Below are 22,486 nucleotides of genomic sequence, written 5' to 3' on the forward strand. Positions count from 1 at the left end.
CCCCCGACGCTCTCACCCCCCGGGATGCGACGGTCACCGCCGAGCTGACGGCCACCGATGCCGAGGTCATCCTCACGGTCCGCGACACCGGCCCCGGAATGCCCGCGGACTTCATCCCCGTCGCTCTCGACCGCTTCACCCGGGCCGACGGCGCCCGCACCGCTCACTCGGGCGGCGGGCTCGGTCTCGCGATCGTCGGCGCGCTGGCGGGCTCGGCGGGCGGTAGCGTCGTACTGGCGAACGCCGAAGGCGGCGGACTCGTCGTCACCGTGGTGCTCCCACTCGTCGGCGCACCCTCACCGGCGAAGGCGGAACAGTGAAGGCGGAACAGTGAAGGCGGAACAGTTGTGAGCGAATCCTCCGGCACGGCCGGCGCCCCCTCCTTCCTGTCCGCCCCCGTCGACACCTCGGCGACGACTCCGCCGTTCGAGCAGCTGAAGGCCCACATCCTCGCCGCCGTCAGCACCGGCGACGCTCCCGTCGGCACGCGTCTCCCTCCGGTCCGGGCGCTGGCAGACTCCCTCGGCCTCGCCCCGAACACCATCGCTCGCGCCTACCGCGAACTGGAACAGGTCGGCGTCCTGGAGACCCGCGGCCGCGCAGGAACGTTCGTCGCCGCCGCCGACGCCACCCAGCGCGAGGCCGCCACCGCGGCCGCAGCCTTCGCCGACCGCGCCGCCGACCTGGGCCTCACCGCGGACGAAGCCCTCACCCTCGCCCGAGCAGCCCTCGAGTCACGCCTGCGCCCCTGACCGAAGGGCTCGCCCGGCTACCAGCTACCTCTTCCCGCGCCCGGCTACCCCGTCCCGCGTCCGGCTGTACCTCGTCCCGCGCCCGGCTGACCCTCGGCATGCATCCCGGCCGCCGGCTCAGTGCCCGCCGCGGTCCGAGTCCACTCCGGCATCCGGACCCTCGTCGAGCGTGTCGATCCCGGTCAGGTCGGCGGCGTCCAGTTCGAACCCGAACACGTCGAAGTTCTCGGCGAGGCGTTGTGCGTTGCTGGATTTCGGGATCACGACGAGCCCGTTCTGAATGTGCCAGCGCAGCACCACCTGGCCCGGCGTCCTGTCGTGCTTCTCGGCGATTTCGGCGAGCACCGGCGAGCGCAGGAGGTCGCCTCCCGCGCCGAGCGGGCTCCACGATTCGGTGACGATGCCGTGCTCGCTGTCGTACGCCCGCTGCTCGCGCCGCTGGATGGCCGGGCTGAGCTGGATCTGGTTGACCGCCGGCACCACGCCGGTCTCCGCGATCAGCCTGTCGATGTGCGCCGGCTTGAAGTTGGAGACGCCGATCGCGCGCGCCTTGCCCGCTTCCCGCAGCCGGATGAACGTCTCCCAGGTGGACACGTACTCATCCCGGGCGGGCAGCGGCCAGTGGATGAGAAGCAGGTCCACATAGTCGAGCCCGAGCCGGGCGAGGGAGGCGTCGAGCCCGTCGAGCGCGCGGTCTTCGCCTTGGTACGTGCCGTCGAGCTTCGTCGTGACGAACAGCTCGTCCCTGTCGACGCCGCTGTGCTTCACGCCGAGCCCCACGCCGACCTCGTTGCCGTACTTCACCGCCGTGTCGATGTGACGGTATCCGATGGCCGCCGCCTCGATGATCGTGCGTTCGACCTCCTGGTCGTCGAGGGGCCACGTGCCGAGGCCGAGCTGCGGGATGGTGGTTCCGGAGTTGAGCGGGAGCGTGGGTGTCGTCATGGTGTCAGGCTACGCCGCGCCTGCCTCCTGTCAGATGACTGTTTCGGAAAGCTGCGTGGGGTTTCCGAACCGGTGGTTGGTGATCGAGATGGCTTGCTCGTGCAGGAACGGCAGCACCTCGATGCGTCCGGACGGCGTGACCTCGTTGGCGTAGACGGCCACATCCGGGCTCCCGCCGAGCGCGGCGGCCAGGGCGGATGCGTCGCCTCCGATCAGCCGGATGCGGTGCGGCCACGTCGCGTGCGACCGGATGCGCGACAGCCAGTGGGCGTCCGACTCCACGACCACCTCGAGCTCACGTTCGCGCAACAGCTGGTGCATCGCCCGCGGCAGCTTCACGGCGGTGCTCACCGTGAACGGCGAGTTGGCGACCGTTCCTGCCGCCATCACCCGCAGCAGCTCGGGCAGCCCCGAGCCTTCCGAGAGCCGGATGGTCACCGGCACGGGACGGTAGCGGAACAGGTTGCGCTCCACCTTGATGTCTGACACGTCTTTGACCGTGTGGTACTCCGTCGCCGCCGCGATGGCGTCGCTGAGCGCCGACCGCCGCACGACGTCGAACGCCGCGTAGTCCATCGACGACTGCCCGGACTCGATGAGGTCGGACACACGCTTGTCCAGCCCGCGCAGGTGGAGGCTGGCGCTGGAGTTGCCGGCATCCGGCACCCACGATCCGAGCCCGATCAGGTAGTTCGGTCCGCCCGCCTTCGTGCCTGCGCCCACCGACGAGCGCTTCCACCCGCCGAACGGCTGCCGCTGCACGATGGCGCCGGTGATCCCACGGTTGACGTAGAGGTTTCCCGCTTCGACGGTGTCGAGCCAGAGAGTGAGTTCGTCGGAGTCGAGCGAGTGCAGCCCTGCGGTGAGCCCGTACTCGATGGCGTTCTGGTAGCGGATGGCCTCGTCGAGGTTCTTCGCGGTCATGATCCCGAGCACAGGACCGAAGAACTCGGTGAGGTGGAAGTACGACCCCGGCTGCACCCCGGCCCGGATGCCCGGCGACCAGAGCTTCCCCGTCTCGTCCAGCTGCTTCGGCTTCACCAGCCATTCCTCGGATGCGCCGAGCGTGGTGAGCGCGTGCAGCAGCTTGCCGGAGGCCGGCTCGATCAGCGGACCCATCTGGCTCGTCGGGTCTTGCGGATAGCCGACGCGCATGCTCGTCACCGCGTCCACCAGCTGGTGACGGAAGCGGTCGGAGTTCGCGACGGACCCGACCAGGATGACCAGGCTGGCCGCCGAGCACTTCTGGCCGGCGTGCCCGAACGCGCTCTTCACGATGTCCGCGACGGCGAGGTCGTAGTCGGCGCTCGGCGTGACGATGATCGCGTTCTTGCCGCTCGTCTCGGCGAGCAGCGGCAGGTCCTGCCGCCACGACCGGAACAACTTGGCCGTCTCGTACGCTCCCGTGAGGATCACCCGATCCACTCGGGGGTCGGAGATGAGCGACTGGCCCAGGTCGTTCTCGGCCACGTCGGCGAGCGCCAGAAGTTCGCGCGGGATGCCCGCCTCCCAGAGCGCTTCGACCATGACGGCTCCCGAGCGCTTGGCCTGGGGAGCCGGCTTGATGATGACGCCGCTGCCCGCGGCGAGCGCGGACAGGACGGAACCGGCGGGGATGGCGACGGGGAAGTTCCACGGCGGGGTGACCACCGTGAGCTTCGACGGCACGAAGCGTGCACCCTGGACAGCATCCAGCTCTCGCGCCCTGCTGGCGTAGTAGTGGGCGAAGTCGATGGCCTCGCTCACCTCCGGATCGGCCTCGGCGATGGTCTTGCCCGTCTCGGCAGCCATGACCTCGATGAGCCTGTCGCGGTTGGCCGCGAGGGCGATCCCCGCTCGGTCGAGCACCGCGGCGCGGTCGAAGCCACTGCGCGCGCCCCAGGCCTCTCCGTTGATCCGGACGGTCTGGATGAGCGTCTCCAGCTGGGCGGCGTCGGTGACCGCTGCCGCCGCGATGGTGTCGACGCCGAGCGACGAGCCGGCCGACCTGGCCAGGATCTTCCGGCCCCACGACCGGTTCGCGGCCAGCGACGGGTCGGTGTCCGGCGCATCGTGGAACCCGCGGGTCACCTCGACGGTCACAGGCTCGCCGGCGACGATCCCGTCCCCGCTCGACCCGCGACGCAGCCCGAGCACCACGCTCGTCAGCCCCTCGTCGCTGCCGGCGACCGGCTCCGGCGCCGCCGGGCGCGTGAACTCGTCCGCGCTCGCCTGCTCCCACTCGCGCGAGCGGTCCTGCTGGCGGTTCGGCAGCGGGGCCACTCCCCACGGCTGCTGGTCGGCTTCGAGCTCGGCGATCGACGCGAGGAAGCGCTGTTTCTCCCGCTCGAACAGTCCCGCATCGGAGTCCAGTTCGAACACCGCGGACATGAAGTTCTCCTGGCTCGCGTTCTCTTCGAGCCGCCGGATCAGGTAGGAGATGGCCACGTCGAACTCGCTCGGGTTCACGACCGGCGTGTAGAGGAGCAGGCTGCCGACGGTCTTCTTGACCGCCTCGGCCTGGGCGGTGGCCATGCCGAGCAGCATCTCGAAGTCGATGCCGTCGGTGACCCCGCGGCGCGAGGCGAGCAGCCACGCGTACGCCACATCGAAGAGGTTGTGACCGGCGACCCCGATCTTCACCGCATCCGTGTGCTCCGGGGTGAGCGCCCAGTCGAGCACCCGCTTGTAGTTGGTGTCCGTTGCCTGCTTGCTGCCGTAGGTGGCGAGCGGCCAGTCGTGGATGGCGGCATCCACGCGCTCCATGGCCAGGTTGGCACCCTTGACCACGCGGACCTTGATGGGCGCTCCACCGACCACGCGGCGCTGGCTCGACCACTCGGTGAGCGTCTGCAGCGCATCCAGAGCATCCGGCAGGTAGGCCTGCAGCACGATGCCCGCTTCGAGCTTCACGAACTCCGGCTTGCTCAGGATGCCCGTGAAGACCGCCATCGTCAGGTTGAGGTCGCGGTACTCCTCCATGTCGAGGTTGATGAACTTCGGCGTGGGCGACGACGCGGCCAGCTGGTACAGCGGCGTGAGCCGCTCGACGACGCGCTCGACCGTCTCGTCGAACGACCACATCGACAGCTGGGACGCGATCGACGACACCTTGATCGAGACGTAGTCGACATCGTCGCGGGCGAGCAGCGCACGCGTGCCCTCCAGTCGCCGCGCGGCCTCCTTCTCGCCGAGCACGGCCTCGCCGAGCAGGTTGAGGTTGAGCCGGGCGCCGTGACCGTTCGGGTCGTCGGGGTTGCGCAGATGCGCGATCGCGGGGCCGAGCTTCTCCGGCGTCGCGTCCACGACGAGGTGACCGACCATCCCGCGCAGCACCCGGCGTGCGATCGGGATGACGATCCACGGCAGCACTGGGCCGAACACGCCGCCGAGCCAGATGGCGAACCGCATGTACCAGGGCAGGAACGACGGGATGTTCTTGGCGACCTTCTGCAGGTTGTAACCGGCGACGAACAGGTCTTGCGGACGGGCGACCCCGTCCACGAATCCCACGGCGAAATCGAGCCCGTGCGGGTCTTTCAGCACACCGGCGAGGCGCTCGGCCGCCGGGTCTTGCTTCGGCGTGGCGCCGTCGACCGTCGCGGTGCTCTGGGCGAGCCAGGTGCGCACGAGCTCGACCGCGTCTCCCGCGATCTGCGACGGGCGCGTCTCGTTGCCATCCGTGTGATTGACCATGTCCACGACTGTATTCCTCGCTGCTCGGGTGATCGCTGAGGCCCGTGAAATCTGTGCAGAAGTGACCCCTGTGGAAACAGTGTGCGGCCCAAGTATCATCAGGAAAAGCGAATGTTTTCGAACGATATCGTTCGACTGAACCGAATGAAGGCACCGGATGCTCGACGTGCGCAAACTCCGCCTGCTGCAGGAGCTCAAGGTGCGCGGCACCGTCACCGGCGTCGCCGAGGCGCTCTCCTACTCTCCGTCCTCGGTTTCCCAGCAGCTCTCCGCCCTGGAGAAGGAGTCCGGCGTCACCCTCCTCGCCAAGGCCGGCCGCCGCGTCCAGCTCACCGCCCAGGCGGAGATCCTGGTGCGGCACACCGCGGAGATCCTCGACCTGCTCGACCGCGCGGAGGCCGAGTTGACCGCATCCCTCACCACCGTGGCCGGGGTCGTGCGCGTCGCCGTCTTCCAGTCCGCGGCGCACGCCATCCTGCCGCACGCCCTCTCCACACTTGCCTCCGAGTACCCGGAACTCCGCGTCGAGGTCACCGAGCGCGAGCCGGAGCAGGGCCTCTTCGAGGTCTCCGCCCGCGACTTCGACCTCGTCATCGCCGAGCAGTATCCGGGCAGCACCCGCGGGCTCCGCGCCGACCTCGACCGCGTCGAGCTCGCGACGGACGCCATCCACCTGGCGAGCAGCGACGACCCGGATGCGCGGGTCGCCACCGCGAGCCTGGCGGGCGCCGCCTCCCTCCCCTGGGTGATGGAGCCGCAGGGCACGGCCGCGCGCACGTGGGCGGTGCAGCTGTGCCGCGCCGCCGGTTTCGAGCCGGATGTCCGCTACGAGACGGCCGACCTCATCGCGCACATCCGCCTGATCCGTTCCGGGAACGCGGTCGGCATCCTCCCGGATCTGGTGTGGGCGGGCGACGCCCCGAGCGTCCGCCTGATCGACCTTCCCGGCTCTCCGCGCCGCACCGTCTTCACCTCGGCCAGGCGCTCGTCGGCCGAGCGGCCAGGCGTGGTCGCGTGCCGCGACGCCCTCGCCCGCGCGGTGCCGTCCTGACCCGATGACACCCCGCGTTGAAGCCGGATCGGCCGTCCGAATAGGCTCAGACGCATGACCGCCACTTCCTCCCCCACCACTGCGCCAGAGCAGGCACCGACGCACGATGTCGTGATCGTCGGCGGTGGCCACAACGGGCTCACCGCCGCCGCCTATCTCGCACGAGCAGGCAAGAGCGTCATCCTTCTGGAACGCCTCGAAGCGGTGGGCGGCGCGGCGGTCAGTGCCCAGGCGTTCTCCGGCGTCGACGCCTGGTTGTCGCGGTACTCGTACCTGGTCAGCCTGCTGCCGCAGCGCATCATCCAGGACCTGGGACTGCGCATCCGGTTGGCGCGCCGGCGGTACTCCTCGTATACGCCCGTCCCCGGCGACGAGTCCGGGGCGGCGCTCCTCATCGACAACACGGACGCCGACGCGACCGCCGCCTCGTTCGCCCACATCGGTGCGGCCGACGACGCCGCCGCCTTCTCCGAGTTCTACGAGACCACCGGCGCCCTCGCGCAGTCCCTCTGGCCGACGGTCACCGAACCGCTCCTCACCCGGAGCGAGGCGAAGGCTCTGGTCGGCGACGACGAACTGTGGCAGAGCGTCTTCGAGCGCCCCATCGGCGAACTCATCGAGTCGAGGATCTCCAACGACCTCGTCCGCGGTGTCGTGGCGACGGATGCGCTGATCGGCACTTTCGCGAGCGTGAGCGACCCGTCGCTCGCGCAGAACCGCTGCTTCCTTTATCACGTCATCGGCCAGGGCACCGGGCAATGGGATGTGCCGGTCGGCGGCATGGGCACGGTAACCGGAGAACTGGCCAGGGCGGCACGCGAGGCGGGCGCCCGCATCGTGACCGACGCCGAGGTCACCTCGATCAGCCCGGACGGCGCCGTCCGCTACGACCGCCACGGCCACGAGCGCCGCGTGGTGGGGCGGCACGTGCTCGCCAACGTCGCCCCGGATGTGCTGGACGCGCTCCTGAGCGAAGGCGAAGGCGAAGCCGACACCACCCCACCCCGCCCCCGGGCGGAGGGCGCCCAGGTGAAGGTCAATCTCCTCCTCTCCCGTCTCCCCCGGCTGCGCGACGAGGCCGTCGATCCCGCAGCGGCGTTCGGCGGCACCTTCCACATCAACGAGACGTACACGCAGCTGGAGGAGGCGTTCGCCGGGGCGGTCCGCGGCGTCATGCCCGACCTCATCCCGTGCGAGATCTACTGCCATTCGCTCACCGATCCGAGCATCCTGGCTCCGGAGCTGGCCGCATCCGGAGCCCAGACGATCACGGTCTTCGGCCTGCACACGCCGGACCGCTGGCTCACCGACGACAACAACGACGCCACCAGGCAGCGGCTTCAGGATGCGGTGATCGCCTCGCTCAACTCCGTCCTGGCCGAGCCCATCGAGAGCTTGCTGCTCACCGATGCCGACGGCAACCCGTGCATCGAGACGAAGACCACGCGCGACATCGAGCACGCCCTCAACATGCCGGGCGGCAACATCTTCCACGGCCCGCTGTCCTGGCCGTTCGCCGAGGACGACGACCCGCTCGACACTCCCGCTCGCCGGTGGGGCGTTGCGACCAGGCATCCGCGCATCCTGATGTGCGGCTCGGGTGCGCGGCGAGGCGGAGCGGTCAGCGGTCTCGGCGGGCACAACGCTGCGATGGCGGTGCTCGAAGGCTGACACCCGCCGCGCCAGCGCGCCTCGACGTGTGAGGACTCACACCGCACGCACTGCCGGAAACGGCACAACGTGACTAGTGTGAGGATTCAGCGGGAGGTGCACCATGATGCCGCAACCAACGGGTCGACTCGTTCGCAAAGACGACGGGGTCTACGTGGTCCTGGACAGGATCTTCAAGGCGCCGATCGAGGATGTCTGGTCGTATTTCTCCCGATCTCCGCGCCTCAGCGAGTGGATCGGGCAACTCACCGGAACACCGTCCACCGGCGCAGCCCGGTTCCGGATGAACGCGGCGGGTGACGACGCCGACTGGGAGAACGTCACCATCCTGGAATGCGACGCCCCGCACCGTTTCGCCGCCGACATCGGGCCGTCGAACACGTCGCGGCGGGTGTACGTGCACCTCACCGAGGCCAGCGGTCACACGACCGTGACCCTCGGCCAGCGCCTCCGGTCGTTGAGGGAGGAGGCGGACATCGGCGTGAGCTGGGACTACTACCTGGACCGCCTGCTCGCGGCCCGCACCGGCAAGCCGATGCCGGACTGGAACGACTACGACCCGGCGATGCTGGAGCACTACGAGAACCTGTGCAGGGAGCTCGACCACGACATCAAGGCCGAGCAGGCGACCCTGCACGCGGTGGACAGGGCGAACGGCACGGACGGCTAACGCAGTCCTGCGGTCAATGCCAGCGGTGGTCCTGCAGCGTGATGCGCGGGCCGCGCCGCTCGAATCGGTGCCCGCTGGCCAGGATGAGCCGGATGACCCTCTGACGGTGTCCCGCCCACGGGGCGAGCAGTTCGAGCATCCCCTCGTCGTCGACGCGCTGCCCGGTGAGCGCCTCGCCGACGTAGTGCGCGAGGTGGTAGTCGCCGACGCTGACGATGTCCGGATCGCCCGTCGCCCGCTGCAGTGTCTCCGCCGCCGTCCACGGGCCGATGCCCGGGATGGTCTGCAGAGCGCGGGCGGCCGCATCCCGCGTCTCGGCCCGCTCGACAGCGCGTTCGAGGGACGCGGCGACGGCGAGCGCCGCCTGCGCCGTGCGAGCCCTTCCGGGGTCGACTCCCGCGCGGTGCCAGTCCCACGACGGGATGCCCCGCCACTGGATCACGGTCGGAACGACGCGCATCCCGTCCGGCGCCGGCCCCGGCGCAACCTCGCCGAACCACCGGAGCAGCCTCGCCCACGAGCGGTACGCCTCCAGGCTGGTCACGCGCTGTTCGATGATGGCGGGCAGCAGCGCTTCGATCAGACGTTTCGTGCTGGACAGCCGCATCCCGGAGTTGCGTCGCCGGCTGTCGTGCAGCAGCGGCGTGCCGCTCACGTCCAGGCCGCCCCAGTCGTCGTCGCGGCCGAGCAGCGCGGGCACGGCAGTGATCGCCCAGTCCGCCCCCGGTCCCCAGGCCGTCGCGCGGACGCTCCCATCCGTCCCCGGATACCGGATGCGCACGGTCGCCGCCCCCACCGGCGTGCGGAACGTGCGCCACACGCCTCCAGCATCCCACCTGGTCGTCGGGTCGTGCGGGCCGCGGCCGAGCACGGAGAGCGTGCTCCGCACATCCACCGGCGACGCTGGACGGTACACCGTCTCGACAGCGCCACCTGCGGCGGCCGGCGCTGTCGGAAGGGCGGTGCTCATGCAGGGAATGCTACGTCAGCCCGCTGACGATATCGGCTGTGATTCCTTCTGTCGGCGGTCTCCCATACATTCACGTCATGGGAATCGAAAGCAACGACGATGCCGTCGCGGCACTCCGCGGCGCCATCGCAGGAACTGTCTACCTCCGGGGAGAAGAGGGGCTCGCGGCCGAGGTCGCGTGCTTCAACCCGGTGGTCGTCCACGATCCGGATATCGTGGTCGCCGTCACCGATGAGAACGACGTCGCCGAGGCCGTCCGCTTCGCGCGCGACGCCGGCATCCCGGTGCGGCTGCAGGCAACCGGCCACGGCTCGGAGACACCGATCGTCGGCGGCATGATCATCTCCACGCGTGCGCTCGACACCATCGCCATCGATCCGGATGCGCGGCTCGCGGTCCTCGGCGCCGGCGTGCGCTGGGCGCCGGTGATCCTGGCGACGGCGGAGCACGGTCTCGCGCCGGTCACCGGTTCGTCCACCAGCGTCGGCGCCGTCGGATACACGCTCGGCGGCGGCGTCGGCCCGCTCGCCAGGAGCCACGGCTTCACGTCGGACTGGGTGCGCGGCTTCCGCGTGGTCACGGCCGACGGAGAGACGGTCGTCGCCGACGCGGAGACCAACCCGGAACTGTTCTGGGCCCTCCGCGGCGGCAAGGGCGGCCTCGGCGTCGTCACCGAGATGACGCTCGAACTGGTTCCGCTGCGCACCCTGTACGGCGGCAGCGTCTTCTTCGAGGGCGACGCCATCGTCCCGGCGTTCCAGGCCTGGGTGGACTGGTCGTCCGCGCTGTCCGAGGAGGCGACCACCTCGGTGGTCTTCCTGCAGATCCCGGATATGGAGGGCCCTCCGCCCCCACTCCGCGGCCGCTCCGTGCTCAGCGTGCGCTTCGCGTACCCCGGCGACGCCGCGGAGGGCGAGAAGCTGTTCGCCCCGATGCGTGCCGCCGCCCCGGTCTACCTCGACGTCGTCGCCGAGATGCCCACCACCGCGGTCGCCACGATCCACAACGATCCGGAGCAGGGTGCGCCGAGCTGGATCCGCGGCCTGATGCTCGACACGTTCGACCGGGATGCGGCAGACGCCCTGATGGCGGCGGCCGGCCCAGGAACGGACTCGCCGTTCCTCGCGCTCGAGATCCGCCAGCTCGGCGGAGCGACAGCTCGGGATGTGCCGGGCGGCTCAGCCGTCGGCGGCCGAGACAGCAGGTACACGGTGTCGACCCTCGCGGCGAACCCGGCCACCTTCGCCGGGCTCGCGCCCGCCCGCGCCGCAGCCGTGACGGCCGCCCTCGCCGGTCACGTCTCCACGATCACCAACGTGAACTGGTCCGCCGGACTCAGCGACGAGGTGGCGTTCGAGCACACCTGGCCCCCGGCGATCTTCGACCGCCTCGCCGCCGCACGCGCCACCTGGGACCCTCGCGGCGTCTTCGCCTTCGGCCCCACCCCGGCTCCGGCCTCCGCCCCGACCTCCTGATAATCGAGTCCGAACCTGTTCACGCGACACGCCGTGCCGCCGCGTGAACAGGTTCGGACTCGTTCAGCGCCCCTAGCGCGAACGGGCCGCCTGGCCCCGCATGGGCCACCCGGGCCGCCCGGCTTCCGCCTGGCCCGCCCGGCTCACTCGGCCCAGACGCTCGGCGCTTCGGCCTTGGTCGACGGGAGCGCCGCATCCGCGCCCCACTGCACCAGCCACTCCGGCACAGACACGTCGGAGGGCGCGACGCCCACCGCATCCAGCAGCTCGTCGTTGGTCACGATCCCGCCGCTGCGCTTCAGGAACCGCCCCCGGATGAACGCCTGCGTGTAGATCTCGCCGTTCACGGTGAACCGCTGCTCCACATACACGGCCCGCGCGTCGAAGCCCAGGATGCGCGACTCCACCACGAACGGCTGCCACAGTTCCAGCGACTTCCGGAACGAGATGGTCTCCGAGGCGACCACCGGATACCAGCCGCGCTCTTTGAAGATCGCCCACACCCCGCTCCGCGTCAGCAGGTCGAACCGCCCGATGTCCGCGATCGACAGATACACACCGTTGTTCATGTGCTTCAGAATGTCGAGGTCGGTCGGCAGCACACGGAACCGGGTGCGGGCAACATCCCAGTGCCCCAGCCGGGCGCCGAACCGCGAGATCAGAGCATGAAGCATCGTCCGAAAGATCATGTGCACCCGACGATGCTAGCCAAGCGCCAACGCCCGCTCGCTTTCGTTGTCGACGGCCTCCAAAACCCGGGCACGTGGCGCGGCGGTGGGTTGTGCGATCCGTCGCGACGGCGCGCGGCCGCTCCCCGAGCGACCGGCCCGACCAGGGCCCTACCCGGCTCACCGCTCCAGCGGCACCTCGACGATGCTCACGCCGGCGGGCGGTGCGGACAGCGCCTGGTCGAGCTCGCCCTTCGTCCGCACGACGCTGTACGCCCACCCGTACGCCTGCGCCAGCAGCGCCAGGTCGATCTTCTGCGGCGTGTACAGCACGCGGTCGAACGCGTTCGCGGGGGCGCTCGACGCCACCTCGAGTCCGTCGAAGATGGTCCCGCCGCCGTCGTTGCCGACGATCACCTGCAGGTGCGGTCGCCGCTCGCCTTCGCCGAACAGCAGGGACCCCACGTCGTGCAGCAGGGTGATGTCACCGAGCAGCACGCGGGTCACCCCCGTGGGCGCTCCTGCCGCTTCTGCGGCCGCCTGGCTTTCCAGGGCGATGCCGATAGCCGTGGCGACGGTGCCGTCGATCCCGGCGAGTCCGCGGTTGGCGTGCACGCGCAGCTTCTTCCCCGGCACGATGCGGTCCGCATCCCGCACCAACCGGGATGCGCCGAACAGCAGCCGGTCGTGCGGCCAGGTGTAGCGCCACAGCGCCTCGGCCAGCAGCGGCCGCGTGATGGGTGCGCGCACTGCAGCGAGTTCCGCTTTCGCGAAGGCGAGCGCGTCGGCGCGGTCGTATGAGCGCGCCTTGTCGACGTCGGGCGCCGTCGCGGCCGGGTCGGCCGCCTGCTCCGCCGCCTCGATGAGCCGCCTGCTGCCGAACACCCAGCTGCCCACCCAGGCGCGCACCTCCGGCGCACGCAGATCGATGGATGCTGCCGGCAGCACGCGCCCGACGATCCGCGCCCGATGGCCGGGGTTGTACGCCTGCTTCCCGCGCGGTGCCACGACGATCACCTCGACGTCGGCGCGCGTGAGCAGGGCGGGAATCTCGCGGCTGAGCGTCGGGTGCCCGAACACGACAGCGCGCTCGACGCGCCCGCCGAACGTGTCCTCGTGCAGCAGCTCGCGGTATGCGACGACGAGGTTCGGCCCGAACCGCGACCCGCTCGACACCTCCGCGAGCAGTGGTGCCCCGGATGCGCGGGCGAACTCCTCGGCGTCTGGTCCGGCGTCCGCTCCCGCGATCACGACGGTGCGCGGCCCATCGGCGAGCTCGATGGTCTCGCGGCCGAGCGCATCCGGCCCTGCGGTTGCGGGATGCTCGCCGGTCTCGATCCGCCCCAGCTCGGGGACCGCCACCGACAGTGGCTCGCGGAACGCGACGTTGAGGTGCACCGGGCCGGGGTCTCCGCTGTCGGCACCGACCGCCTCGCGCACGGCGGCGAGCGCGGTCGCGGCGGCGGCATCGAGTTCGCCGGCTGCGCCGTCCGGCGCGGGGATGTCGCGCGTGGAGCGCACGGCCACGTCGTAGAGGCCGTCCTGCTGGGTGGTCTGGTTGGCGCGGATCCCGCGCAGTTCGTCCGGCCGGTCGGCGGTGAGCACGATCATCGGGATGCCGGATTCGTGCGCTTCGAGGACGGCCGGGTGCAGGTTGGCCGTTGCGGTGCCGCTGGTGGTGATGACGACGGCGGGTGCCCCGCCTTCACGTGCGAGGCCGAGCGCCAGGAATCCGGACACGCGCTCGTCGATGCGCACGTGGAGCCGGGCGGAGCCGGAGCGTTCGAGTTCGGCGGCGACGAGCGCGAGGGCCTGCGAGCGCGAGCCCGGGCTGACGATCAGGTCGCGGACGCCGGCGCGGACGAGCCCGGTGAGGAGTGCGATGGAGTAGTCGGTGGCGGGGTTTCCCGTGGGTGCGGGTCTGGTGAGGGGTTCACCCATCCCGGCGGCCGGTTTGGTCGTTGTCTGGTCCGTTGTCATCGAGTTCGGCGAGTTCCTTCTCCAGCTGCCGGATGCGCTCCTCCTGGTCGTGGTCGACGCGGAGGCGCTTGAGGAATTCGGGGTCGTCGTCCGGTGCGACGGTGCGGCGTCCGATGCCGCTCTTGCGTCGACCGCGTCCGATGAGGAACCAGAGCACCCCGCCGATGACCGGGAACAGGATGATGACGAGAAGCCAGACGGGCTTGGGAAGGCCGCGCACTCGCGAACGGTCGAACAGGGCGCAGTCTGCCACGGAATAGATGTAGAAAACCGCGGCAGCGACGCCGAGGACTATCCAGAGGCGAACCATGTGTCAATCGTAACTCTCAGAGAGTGTCTCTAAGCTGGGAGGGTGAAACGCATTCCCTCGTGGGTCACCTATACGGTGCTCAGACTGCTGTTGTTCGCGATCCCGCTCGCGATCCTGCTGGTGCTGCGCATCGAATGGTGGATCGCGGTCATCGCGGCAGCCCTCATCGGGCTCTGCCTGTCGTACATCTTCCTGAGCAAGCCGCGCAACGCGGTCTCGAGCGACCTCTACGCCGCCCGCCACCGCGACAAGCCGGCGACCACGGTCGACGACGATGCGGAAGACGCGGTCGTCGACGCCGTCGACCACCCGGACAAGTCCGCCTGATCAGTCCCGTCCAGGCGCGACCGCGCCTGCGCCAATGCGTGCGCCTGCGTCTGCGTCTGCGTCTGCAGGAATCCCTGCGCCTGCGCTAGAACGCGTACGCCGCCCCGAGCGCCAGCGCGACCAGCAGCCCAGTGAAGCTGGTGAGCTGCAGCGCGGTGACCAGCTCCCGCGGAGTCTTTGCGAACAGTGTGATCGCGCACGCGGGCAGCGCGGCCAGCAGGGCGAACATCCCGAACCAGGCGAACGGGTACAGCAACGCGAGCACCGCGAGGATGCCGAACGGCACCAGCAGGAACACGCAGAAGACGATCCGGGCTGCGACGTTGCCGAGCAGCACGGCGAGCGTTCGCTTGCCCGCCTGCTTGTCCGGCCCGATGTCCCGGATGTTGTTCACCATCAGCACGGCGCACGCGATGAGCCCCGCGATGACCGCGCCGAACCAGGCTTCCTGGTTGACGACGCCGGACAGCATGTAGGTGGTCCCCGCCGTCGCGACGAGCCCGAAGAACACGAAGACGAACACTTCACCGAGGCCGAAGTAGCCGTACGGCCGCTTTCCTCCGGTGTAGAACCACGCCGCGACGATGGCGGCCGCGCCCACGAGGATGACCCACCAGTGCTGGGTCAGCAGCACGAGCGCCAGCCCGGCGACCGCCCCGAGCGCGAAGAAGACGAGCGCGACGGTGAGCACCCGCTTGGGCGCCGCCCGTCCAGAACCGGTCAGCCGGCTCGGCCCCACCCGGAACTGGTCCGTGCCCCGGATGCCGTCGGAGTAGTCGTTCGCGTAGTTGACACCGATCTGCAGGAACACCGCGACCGCGAGGCAGAGAAGCGCACGAACCGGATGCCAGATGCCCGCTCCGTCAGCGACCTTGGCGGCCCCGACACCGATGATGACGGGCGCGATGGCCAGCGGAAGCGTGCGCAGGCGCGCCCCGGCGATCCAGTCGGATGCGGTAGCGGGCTTGACCTTGACCTTCGCCGCCCCCGGCCGACCGCTCTTGCCGCCGTTGCCGCGCTGAGCGGGCGTCATCCGTTGCATCCGTGGCTTGTTCTGACTCATCACAGAGCGAATCGTAACAACAACCGCTATGCCGTTTCGTCCGCCCCCGTCGCTCGTCGCATCGCGCGCACCGTGCCGCGCCTCACCCCCGCCTCGCCCGCTCGCCCCGCGCGCTCTCCGCGATCCGCCGCGCAGCCACCCGGTCCGGCTTGCCGCTGCTGAGGTGCGGAAGCACATCCACCTCCACGACCTCCGCAGGCGCCGCCGCCCTCCCGACCTGTTCCGCCACATGAGCGCGCACTGCGGCGAGCTCGGTGGCCGCTGCAGCCCCGCCACTCTCGACGACCACAACCGGCACCTGACCCCACTCGGCATCGTCCGCCGCCACGACGACCGCGCCGCCGAACCCGTCCAGAGCCCGAACCGCCCCCTCGACAGCGTCGAGCAGCACCTTCTCCCCACCGGAGATGATCACGTTGTCCGCACGCCCGAACACCCTCACCAGCCCGCCGTCCACCGCGCCGAGGTCTCCCGTGCGATACCACTTCTGCCCATCCGCCTCATGGAACGCGGCCGCCGTCCTATCCGGGTCGCCAAGGTAGCCTTCCGCAAGCACCGGCCCCGCGATCTCGAGCAACCCGTCCACCGACCGCACCGCGGTCGTGCCGATCGGACGCCCGTCGTACACGCACCCGCCCGCCGTCTCACTCGACCCGTAGGTGCTCAGGATGCGCGCCCCCGCGTCCAGCGCGCGCTCGCGCAGCTCCGTGGTCAGCGCCTGGCCGCCCACGAGGATCCCGTCGAATCGCCGCAGAGCGTCCGCCACCACCCTGTCGCCGGCCTCCGTCGCCGCGACCAGCCGCGCCAGCTGCACCGGCACGAGCGAGACGAACCGCAGGTCGTGGGTGAGGTCTCGCGCCACCTCGGCGAACCGCCCGGGGTCGAAGTGGCCATCGCCATAGAGCACCGGCTCCGTCTCGGCCGCAATCGACCGCACCAGCACCTGCGCTCCCGCGACGTAGTGCGCCGGCAGGGCGAGCATCCACTGTCCCTGCCCGCCCATCGCGCCCGCCGAGGCCGCCGCACTGGCCAGCAGCGCGTCCGCGGACAGCGCCACCCGCTTCGGCACTCCCGTCGACCCGGAGGTCTCGATCACGAGGGCGACGTTCTGCCCCACCCGCTCGTTCTCCCCCGGCCACACCCGATCGACCCGCCCATCGTCGAGCCGTCCACCATCGAACCGTCCAACGTCGACTCGCCCACCGACGCGACGACCACCACCGCCTTCCCGCGGCACCACCGCCGGCCCTCCGCCGCCGAGCGCATCCCGCAGCGCCTCGAACACGTCATCCACTCGCGCCGAGTCCACGACCCTCAACGCCCTGGTCACCGCGTCCTCCGCCTGCACACCACGCTCACCCTGCCGCGCTCAGAACTGCCACGGGAACGGCGACCAGTCCGGCTCCCGCTTCTCCAGGAACGAGTCGCGTCCTTCGACGGCCTCGTCGGTGCCGTACGCCAGCCGCGTGGCCTCACCGGCGAACACCTGCTGCCCCACGAGTCCGTCGTCCACAGCGTTGAACGCGAATTTCAGCATCCGGATCGCCGTCGGCGACTTGGTCAGGACCTCGTTCGCCCACTCCAGAGCGGTCGTCTCGAGTTCCGCGTGCGGCACGACCGCGTTGACCGCGCCCATCTCGTACGCACGCTGCGACGAGTACTCCCTGGCGAGGAAGAACACCTCGCGCGCGTTCTTCTGCCCGATCTGCCTGGCGAAGTACGCGCTGCCGTATCCGGCGTCGAACGAACCCACATCCGCATCCGTCTGCTTGAACCGTCCGTGCTCGGCGCTCGCGATGGTGAGATCGCAGACCACGTGCAGCGAGTGCCCGCCTCCGGCCGCCCACCCGGGAACGACCGCGATCACCACCTTCGGCATGAACCGGATGAGCCTCTGGACCTCGAGGATGTGCAGCCGCCCACTGCGCGCAGCGTCGATGCCCGTCGCCGTCTCCCCGTCCGCATACTTGTAGCCGTCTCGCCCCCGGATGCGCTGATCGCCTCCCGAGCAGAACGCCCACCCACCGTCTTTCGGACTCGGCCCGTTGCCGGTGAGCAGCACGACGCCGATGTGCGGGTTCGTGCGCGCATCCTCCAGCGCGGCGTAGAGCTCGTCGACCGTGTGAGGTCGGAACGCATTGCGCACTTCTGGCCGGTTGAACGCCACGCGCGCCACCCGTCCGGCGACATCGTGGTGATAGGTGATGTCGGTCAGCTCCTCGAAGCCGGCGACCTCGTTCCACGCGCTCTGGTCGAAGATCTCTGAGACTGCTTTTGCCATGAACCCAGCCTACGGTTCACCATCCCGCCGCGGACCGGTCGTGCCAGACTTGTGGAATGTTGCCCGAGCTCGCCGACCTGTTGAAAACTGCACGCGTCGTCGCGCTGCCGATGACGGCGAAGTTCCGCGGCATCACGGTTCGTGAGGCGGTGCTGTTCGAGGGCCCGGAGGGCTGGACCGAGTTCTCCCCGTTCGTCGAGTACGACGACGCGGAGGCCGCGCACTGGCTGCACGCCGCGATCGATTTCGGCTGGCACGCCGCCCCACCCCTGCTCCGCGACCGCATCCCGGTCAACGCGACCATCCCGGCTGTCGCCGCGGATTCCGTGGCCGAGATCCTCACCCGCTATCCCGGCGCGCGCACGGCCAAGGTCAAGGTGGCCGAGCCCGGCCAGACCCTCGCCGACGACGTCGCTCGCGTCCGCGCGGTCCGCGACCTTCTGGGGCCGGAGGGGCGCATCCGGATCGACGCGAACACCCTGTGGAACGTCGACGAGGCCGAGCACGCCATCCACGCGCTCGCGCCGTTCGACCTCGAGTACGTCGAGCAGCCCTGCGCGACCGTCGACGAGCTCGCCGAGATCCGCCGCCGGACGAAATACATGGATGTTCCGATCGCCGCCGACGAGAGCGTGCGCAAGGCGTCCGACCCGCTCGCGGTCGCGCGCGCCGGCGCAGCGGACCTCCTGATCGTCAAAGCACAGCCGCTCGGCGGCATCCACTCCGCCCTGCGCATCGTCGCGGAGGCCGGCCTGCCGATCGTCGTCTCGAGCGCGATCGACACCTCGGTCGGCATTGCGATGGGCGCCCACCTCGCCGCGGCCGTTCCGCGTCTCGACTTCGACTGCGGTCTCGGCACGGCCGCGATGTTCGTCGAGGACGTGACGGACGAGCCGCTCCTCCCGGTCGACGGCAGCATCCCCGTCGTCCGTCCGTCGGTGTCCGGCGCGCGACTCGACGCCCTCGCGGCCGACGACGACCGCCGCGACTGGTGGCTCGACCGCGTTCGCCGCTGCTACCGCCTGGTCGAGCGCGCCGCAGCGCTCTGACCGCTCAGCTGTACAGCTTCTCCGGGACTTCGAGTCCGTAGATCGCCCGCCCAGAACCCCAGATCACCGCGCACGCCGCCCGCAGCAGGTTCAGCTCGTCGCCGCCCTCGCTCAGGATGCGCACGTCGTTGCCCTCGATCGCCACCGAGGCGTCGCCGACCGTGGCCGTCCGCCCGTCCTTGCTGAACTCGGTGACCGGATACGGTTCGCTCAGCCCGCGCAGGTCGGCGAGGATGTATGTCGGCCGCGAGTTCGCATCCGCAGCGATCAGCTGCTTGGCCCGATCCACCCCGGTCAGCACGAGCACCGAGTCGATCCCCGCGCGATTCGCGCCCAGGATGTCGGTATCCAGCCGATCGCCGATGAACAGTGCTTTCGACGAACCGAACCGCGTGACTGCCTCCTCGAAGATGGCGACCTCGGGTTTGCCCGCCACGATCGGAAGGCGGCCGGCGGCCGTGTGCACAGCAGACACGAGCGTCCCGTTGCCCGGGGCGATCCCGCGCGCGACCGGGATGGTCCAGTCGGTGTTTGTCGCGACCCACGGCCGCTCCTCGTCCGTCCGACCCTGCAGCGCGAAGGCGGCTTCAGCGAGCTGGGTCCAGCCGATCTCCGGCGCGAAGCCCTGGATCACGGCGGCCGGGTCGTCGTCGGCGGAACGGGTCACGGAGAACCCGCCCTTCTGCACCTCGTCGACCAGCCCGTCCCCGCCGATGACCAGGATGGTCGCGCCGGCAGGGACATGCTGGGCCAGCAACCGCACGGCGGCCTGCGGCGAGGTCACCACATCGCTCGGCGCCACCGTCAGGCCGAGGTCGGTGAGGTGTCCCGCGACGGATGCGTCGGTCCGGGATGCGTTGTTCGTGATGTAACCGACTCGCACGGTTTCGGCGGCCTGGTTGAGGCTCTCCACGGCGTGCGGGATCGCGTCGGCGCCCTTGTAGACGACCCCGTCGAGGTCGGCCAGCACCAGATCGACTCCGTCGAGCGGGGTCACGGTCTTAGCGCTCCGTCGAAACAGGGCCATCGGTCGCGTCATCCTCCGTGTCGTCGCGGTCATCGTCGCCGGCGCTCACGGGCATGGCGTCGGTCGAGTCGTCTTCGTCTTCGTCGGCGCCGTTGTCATCGGCCTCAGCGTCGGAATCGTCGTCATCGTCATCGGAGTCATAATCGTCGTCGTCCTCGTCCTCGTCGTCCGAGTCCTCATCCAGGTCCTCGTCGTCCGCCTCGTCGAGCTCGACGTCGTCCTCGATCTCGATGACCACATCCGCATCGTCATCGAACGTTCCGGCGTCACCGATGGCGATACTGTCCTCACCGTCGATGTCGAACTCGTACTCTTCCTCGACGACGTCGACAGTCTCGTGTTCGTCCATCGAGAGCGCCTCGCCGATCGCCTCCTCGGCACGGGTCGCACGTTCCCGCCAGGCCTCGGATTCCTCGGTGCGTCCGACTTCGCCGAGCACGTCCGCGTAGGCGTGGAACAGGTCGGGACTCCAGCTGTACGCCCGGTTGGGGTCGAGCTGCGGAATCTCGAGCTCGGCCAGTGCGGCATCCGGCTGCTCAAGGTCGAGGCGGGCACCGGACATCGCAATCGCCAGGGACACCTGCACGTCGTTCGGCAGTGTGGAACGGTCGACAGAACGACCCAGCTCAAGCGCGCGATCGGGGCGTCCTACGCCACGCTCGCTGTCCACCATCAGCGGCAGCTGCTCGTTGGATCCGGAGATCCGGCGATACGTGCGCAGCTCCCGCAGCGCGAGGGCGAAGTCGCCCGTCGCGTACGCGGTGATCGCGAGCGTCTCCCGCACGACGGCGATACGACCCGCCCGCCGAGCGGCCGAAAGCGCGTGCCGGTGTGCGAGTTCCGGGTCCTCTTCGATCAGTTGCGCGGCCATCACCAGGTGACGCGCGACCCAGTCGGCGTTGTCCTTGCTCAGGGTCTTCAGTTCGACGCGGGCACCCTTGTCGAGGTCGCGCGCCTGCACGCTCTCCGGGATCTCCGGGTCGTCATGGCGCGGACGAACCGATCGCAGTTCGCGCGCCATGCGCTCTTCTTCGGTGAGCTCGCGCTCGTAGTCGCGCGCATCGCGGTCGCCACGAGCCGGCCGTCCGTCCCTGGTCCACAGCTTGTCGCCGTGTCCGCCGCCGTCGCGTCCAGCTCCGCGTCCGCCGCCATCGCGGTCGTAGCCACGGGATGCGCCCCCACGGCTACCCGCCGGAGCCCCGCCGCGCTGCCCGTCGCGCCCACCGCGATAGCCATCGCGCGGAGCACCCTCACGGGGTGCGCGGTCATTGCGGTAGCCATCACGGGGAGCACCCTCACGCGGCGCCCGCTCACTGCGGTAACCATCACGAGGAGCGCCCTCACGCGGCGCGCGGTCGTTGCGGTAGCCATCGCGCGGACCACCCTCGCGAGGTCCGCGATCACTGCGATACCCATCACGCGGCGCACCGTCGCTGGGGCGCCGATCGTTGCGGTAGCCATCGCGCGGAGCACCCTCGCGAGGTCCGCGATCACTGCGATACCCGTCACGCGGAGCACCATCGCTGGGGCGCCGATCGTTGCGATACCCGTCGCGAGGAGCACCATCACGCGCGCCCCGGTCACTCCGGTATCCGTCCCGCTTCTCGCCATCACGCGGAGCACGGTCATTTCGATATCCGTCTCGTGACCCACCGCTGCGCGGAGCACCGGCAGCACTGCCGTTCCCGCGGTAGCCACCCGAACGCTCGCCGTCCCGGCCACCGCCTGCTCGGTATCCACCCTCGCGGGGAGCGCGGTCGCTGCGATATCCATCCCGTGGTGCACCCTGACGCGGGGCCCGGTCACCGCCGCGCCCACCGTCGTTCGCGTCGCCACTCCTGCCGCGGTAGCCGTCGCGCGGACCGCCGTCCCGCGAGGCAGGATAGCCGCCGGAACGCTCGCCGTCGCGCGGCGCACGATCATTGCGGTACCCGCCGGAACGCTCACCATCCCGCGGCGCACGATCATTGCGGTACCCACCCGAGCGCTGACCGTCGCGGCCGCCCTCTCGGGGTGCGCGATCGCCACGATAGCCGCCATCGGAGCGCTGGCCGTCGCGCGAGTTGCCGCCGCGTCCACCCTGGTTCGGGCGACCCGATCCGCTGTCGGATCGGCGCGGTCCGTTGCCTCGGTCACCATCGGAGCGTGCACCGGATGCGCCGCCCCGATTGTCGGCGCTGCGCGCGTCTCGCTGGTCGTCTGCCGGTGTATCGCTCACGACTTCTCCTGTTGGGTGGCGGGCCTGTCGCCCAGCCTATGTCGTTGGTGGTGTGGTCTGTGTGGTGTTGTGGTGGTGTTAAATGCGAAAGAGCCACCCGGTGTGGGGTGGCTCTTTCTAAAAGGAGTCCGGCGGTGTCCTACTCTCCCACAGGGTCCCCCCTGCAGTACCATCGGCGCAGAGAGTCTTAGCTTCCGGGTTCGGAATGTGACCGGGCGTTTCCCTCTCGCTATGGCCGCCGAAACACTATTGATGTATCAAAGTGAACGGACCAATCAGCTGATTGGTTCGGTTCTCGACCGTACATCGAGAACCACATAGTGGACGCAAGCATTCTTCAGGCCTCACACACCA

Annotated in this window: 20 protein-coding genes and 1 rRNA gene; 8 read left to right on the forward strand and 13 right to left on the reverse strand. The window is 70.0% G+C overall.

Annotated elements, in window-relative coordinates:
- Positions 1-320: ATP-binding protein (locus B7438_RS19205; protein ID WP_143466081.1), on the forward strand; the 320-nt coding region annotated here is incomplete at its 5' end.
- A 27-nt stretch (positions 321-347) separates the two neighbouring features.
- Entirely contained in the window at positions 348-752 is a 405-nt protein-coding gene (locus B7438_RS19210; RefSeq protein WP_256922139.1) for a GntR family transcriptional regulator, read from the forward strand.
- A gap of 117 nt (positions 753-869) precedes the next feature.
- Here B7438_RS19210 and B7438_RS19215 read toward each other — a convergent pair whose 3' ends face one another.
- Together B7438_RS19215 and B7438_RS19220 are read right to left on the reverse strand one after the other, a co-directional pair.
- Entirely contained in the window at positions 870-1,697 is an 828-nt protein-coding gene (locus B7438_RS19215) for an aldo/keto reductase (RefSeq protein WP_085371291.1), read from the reverse strand.
- Positions 1,698-1,727: 30 nt separating this feature from the next.
- Positions 1,728-5,372, reverse strand: a complete 3,645-nt coding sequence (locus B7438_RS19220) for a bifunctional proline dehydrogenase/L-glutamate gamma-semialdehyde dehydrogenase (RefSeq protein ID WP_085371307.1) — start codon at positions 5,370-5,372, stop codon at positions 1,728-1,730.
- A 157-nt stretch (positions 5,373-5,529) separates the two neighbouring features.
- Here B7438_RS19220 and B7438_RS19225 point away from each other — a divergent pair, with 157 nt between their 5' ends.
- The 3 genes from B7438_RS19225 to B7438_RS19235 all read left to right on the forward strand — a co-directional run bounded on the left by B7438_RS19225 (position 5,530) and on the right by B7438_RS19235 (position 8,764).
- Entirely contained in the window at positions 5,530-6,423 is an 894-nt protein-coding gene (locus B7438_RS19225) for a LysR substrate-binding domain-containing protein (protein ID WP_085371292.1), read from the forward strand.
- Positions 6,424-6,477: 54 nt separating this feature from the next.
- Positions 6,478-8,094, forward strand: coding sequence for an NAD(P)/FAD-dependent oxidoreductase (locus B7438_RS19230; protein ID WP_085371293.1), 1,617 nt, complete (start codon positions 6,478-6,480; stop codon positions 8,092-8,094).
- Between the two features lie 106 nt (positions 8,095-8,200).
- Positions 8,201-8,764 carry an SRPBCC domain-containing protein gene (locus B7438_RS19235; RefSeq protein ID WP_256922140.1) on the forward strand — a complete coding sequence of 188 codons (564 nt, stop codon included), beginning with the start codon at positions 8,201-8,203 and terminating at the stop codon, positions 8,762-8,764.
- 13 nt (positions 8,765-8,777) lie between these two features.
- Here B7438_RS19235 and B7438_RS19240 read toward each other — a convergent pair whose 3' ends face one another.
- Positions 8,778-9,734 carry a DNA-3-methyladenine glycosylase gene (locus B7438_RS19240; protein WP_085371295.1) on the reverse strand — a complete coding sequence of 319 codons (957 nt, stop codon included), beginning with the start codon at positions 9,732-9,734 and terminating at the stop codon, positions 8,778-8,780.
- 77 nt (positions 9,735-9,811) lie between these two features.
- Between B7438_RS19240 and B7438_RS19245 the strand changes: the two genes are divergently transcribed.
- Positions 9,812-11,209: an FAD-binding oxidoreductase gene (locus B7438_RS19245; protein WP_085371296.1), complete on the forward strand. Its 1,398-nt coding sequence runs from the start codon at positions 9,812-9,814 to the stop codon at positions 11,207-11,209.
- 143 nt (positions 11,210-11,352) lie between these two features.
- On the opposite strand, the gene B7438_RS19250 is transcribed toward B7438_RS19245, so the two are convergent.
- The 3 genes from B7438_RS19250 to B7438_RS19260 form a co-directional block, all read right to left on the reverse strand.
- A complete protein-coding gene (locus B7438_RS19250) occupies positions 11,353-11,883 on the reverse strand; it encodes a thioesterase family protein (RefSeq protein WP_256922141.1) in 531 nt (176 codons plus the stop codon).
- A gap of 174 nt (positions 11,884-12,057) precedes the next feature.
- The gene (menD, locus tag B7438_RS19255; RefSeq protein WP_256922144.1) at positions 12,058-13,818 is read right to left on the reverse strand and encodes a 2-succinyl-5-enolpyruvyl-6-hydroxy-3-cyclohexene-1-carboxylic-acid synthase; all 1,761 of its coding nucleotides are present in this window, start codon (positions 13,816-13,818) and stop codon (positions 12,058-12,060) included.
- Positions 13,811-14,167, reverse strand: a complete 357-nt coding sequence (locus B7438_RS19260; RefSeq protein WP_085371298.1) for a PLD nuclease N-terminal domain-containing protein — start codon at positions 14,165-14,167, stop codon at positions 13,811-13,813. The genes menD and B7438_RS19260 overlap by 8 nt, the downstream gene beginning before the upstream one ends.
- Before the next feature lie 42 nt (positions 14,168-14,209).
- Here B7438_RS19260 and B7438_RS19265 point away from each other — a divergent pair, with 42 nt between their 5' ends.
- A complete protein-coding gene (locus B7438_RS19265; protein ID WP_247597245.1) occupies positions 14,210-14,494 on the forward strand; it encodes a DUF4229 domain-containing protein in 285 nt (94 codons plus the stop codon).
- Between the two features lie 85 nt (positions 14,495-14,579).
- Here B7438_RS19265 and B7438_RS19270 read toward each other — a convergent pair whose 3' ends face one another.
- From B7438_RS19270 to B7438_RS19280, 3 genes are all read right to left on the reverse strand, one after another.
- Entirely contained in the window at positions 14,580-15,557 is a 978-nt protein-coding gene (locus B7438_RS19270) for a 1,4-dihydroxy-2-naphthoate polyprenyltransferase (protein WP_085371300.1), read from the reverse strand.
- Between the two features lie 82 nt (positions 15,558-15,639).
- The gene (locus tag B7438_RS19275) at positions 15,640-16,887 is read right to left on the reverse strand and encodes an AMP-binding protein (RefSeq protein ID WP_256922142.1); all 1,248 of its coding nucleotides are present in this window, start codon (positions 16,885-16,887) and stop codon (positions 15,640-15,642) included.
- Positions 16,888-16,926: 39 nt separating this feature from the next.
- Positions 16,927-17,838, reverse strand: a complete 912-nt coding sequence (locus tag B7438_RS19280; RefSeq protein ID WP_085371301.1) for a 1,4-dihydroxy-2-naphthoyl-CoA synthase — start codon at positions 17,836-17,838, stop codon at positions 16,927-16,929.
- Between the two features lie 56 nt (positions 17,839-17,894).
- Here B7438_RS19280 and B7438_RS19285 point away from each other — a divergent pair, with 56 nt between their 5' ends.
- On the forward strand, positions 17,895-18,887 hold the full coding sequence (locus B7438_RS19285) for an o-succinylbenzoate synthase (RefSeq protein ID WP_085371302.1): 993 nt from the start codon (positions 17,895-17,897) through the stop codon (positions 18,885-18,887).
- Positions 18,888-18,891: 4 nt separating this feature from the next.
- Here the strand turns inward: B7438_RS19285 and B7438_RS19290 are convergent, their stop codons facing one another.
- The 4 genes from B7438_RS19290 to rrf form a co-directional block, all read right to left on the reverse strand.
- Positions 18,892-19,914 (reverse strand): HAD-IIA family hydrolase, encoded by a 1,023-nt coding sequence (locus B7438_RS19290; RefSeq protein WP_085371303.1) that lies wholly within the window; start codon positions 19,912-19,914, stop codon positions 18,892-18,894.
- Positions 19,889-20,935: a hypothetical protein gene (locus B7438_RS19295; RefSeq protein ID WP_179150882.1), complete on the reverse strand. Its 1,047-nt coding sequence runs from the start codon at positions 20,933-20,935 to the stop codon at positions 19,889-19,891. Before B7438_RS19295 ends, B7438_RS19290 begins: the two co-directional genes overlap by 26 nt.
- Entirely contained in the window at positions 20,833-21,687 is an 855-nt protein-coding gene (locus B7438_RS19300) for a hypothetical protein (RefSeq protein ID WP_179150883.1), read from the reverse strand. The genes B7438_RS19295 and B7438_RS19300 overlap by 103 nt, the downstream gene beginning before the upstream one ends.
- Positions 21,688-22,258: 571 nt before the next feature.
- Positions 22,259-22,375 (reverse strand): 5S ribosomal RNA (gene rrf, locus B7438_RS19305).
- Positions 22,376-22,486 lie beyond the last annotated feature (111 nt).

Source organism: Leifsonia sp. NCR5 (assembly GCF_002105485.1).
In the GTDB taxonomy this organism is placed as follows: Bacteria; Actinomycetota; Actinomycetes; order Actinomycetales; family Microbacteriaceae; genus Leifsonia.

Excerpts from the sequence above, each read along its gene's own strand:
- B7438_RS19215 (WP_085371291.1), bottom strand. The coding sequence starts at position 1,697 with ATGACGACACCCACGCTCCCGCTCAACTCCGGAACCACCATCCCGCAG.
- B7438_RS19220 (WP_085371307.1), bottom strand. The coding sequence starts at position 5,372 with ATGGTCAATCACACGGATGGCAACGAGACGCGCCCGTCGCAGATCGCG.
- B7438_RS19225 (WP_085371292.1), top strand. The coding sequence starts at position 5,530 with ATGCTCGACGTGCGCAAACTCCGCCTGCTGCAGGAGCTCAAGGTGCGC.
- B7438_RS19230 (WP_085371293.1), top strand. The coding sequence starts at position 6,478 with ATGACCGCCACTTCCTCCCCCACCACTGCGCCAGAGCAGGCACCGACG.
- B7438_RS19235 (WP_256922140.1), top strand. The coding sequence starts at position 8,201 with ATGCCGCAACCAACGGGTCGACTCGTTCGCAAAGACGACGGGGTCTAC.
- B7438_RS19240 (WP_085371295.1), bottom strand. The coding sequence starts at position 9,734 with ATGAGCACCGCCCTTCCGACAGCGCCGGCCGCCGCAGGTGGCGCTGTC.
- B7438_RS19245 (WP_085371296.1), top strand. The coding sequence starts at position 9,812 with ATGGGAATCGAAAGCAACGACGATGCCGTCGCGGCACTCCGCGGCGCC.
- B7438_RS19250 (WP_256922141.1), bottom strand. The coding sequence starts at position 11,883 with ATGCTTCATGCTCTGATCTCGCGGTTCGGCGCCCGGCTGGGGCACTGG.
- menD (WP_256922144.1), bottom strand. The coding sequence starts at position 13,818 with ATGGGTGAACCCCTCACCAGACCCGCACCCACGGGAAACCCCGCCACC.
- B7438_RS19260 (WP_085371298.1), bottom strand. The coding sequence starts at position 14,167 with ATGGTTCGCCTCTGGATAGTCCTCGGCGTCGCTGCCGCGGTTTTCTAC.
- B7438_RS19270 (WP_085371300.1), bottom strand. The coding sequence starts at position 15,557 with ATGAGTCAGAACAAGCCACGGATGCAACGGATGACGCCCGCTCAGCGC.
- B7438_RS19280 (WP_085371301.1), bottom strand. The coding sequence starts at position 17,838 with ATGGCAAAAGCAGTCTCAGAGATCTTCGACCAGAGCGCGTGGAACGAG.
- B7438_RS19285 (WP_085371302.1), top strand. The coding sequence starts at position 17,895 with ATGTTGCCCGAGCTCGCCGACCTGTTGAAAACTGCACGCGTCGTCGCG.
- B7438_RS19290 (WP_085371303.1), bottom strand. The coding sequence starts at position 19,914 with ATGGCCCTGTTTCGACGGAGCGCTAAGACCGTGACCCCGCTCGACGGA.
- B7438_RS19295 (WP_179150882.1), bottom strand. The coding sequence starts at position 20,935 with ATGGCGCGCGAACTGCGATCGGTTCGTCCGCGCCATGACGACCCGGAG.
- B7438_RS19300 (WP_179150883.1), bottom strand. The coding sequence starts at position 21,687 with ATGGATATCGCAGCGACCGCGCTCCCCGCGAGGGTGGATACCGAGCAG.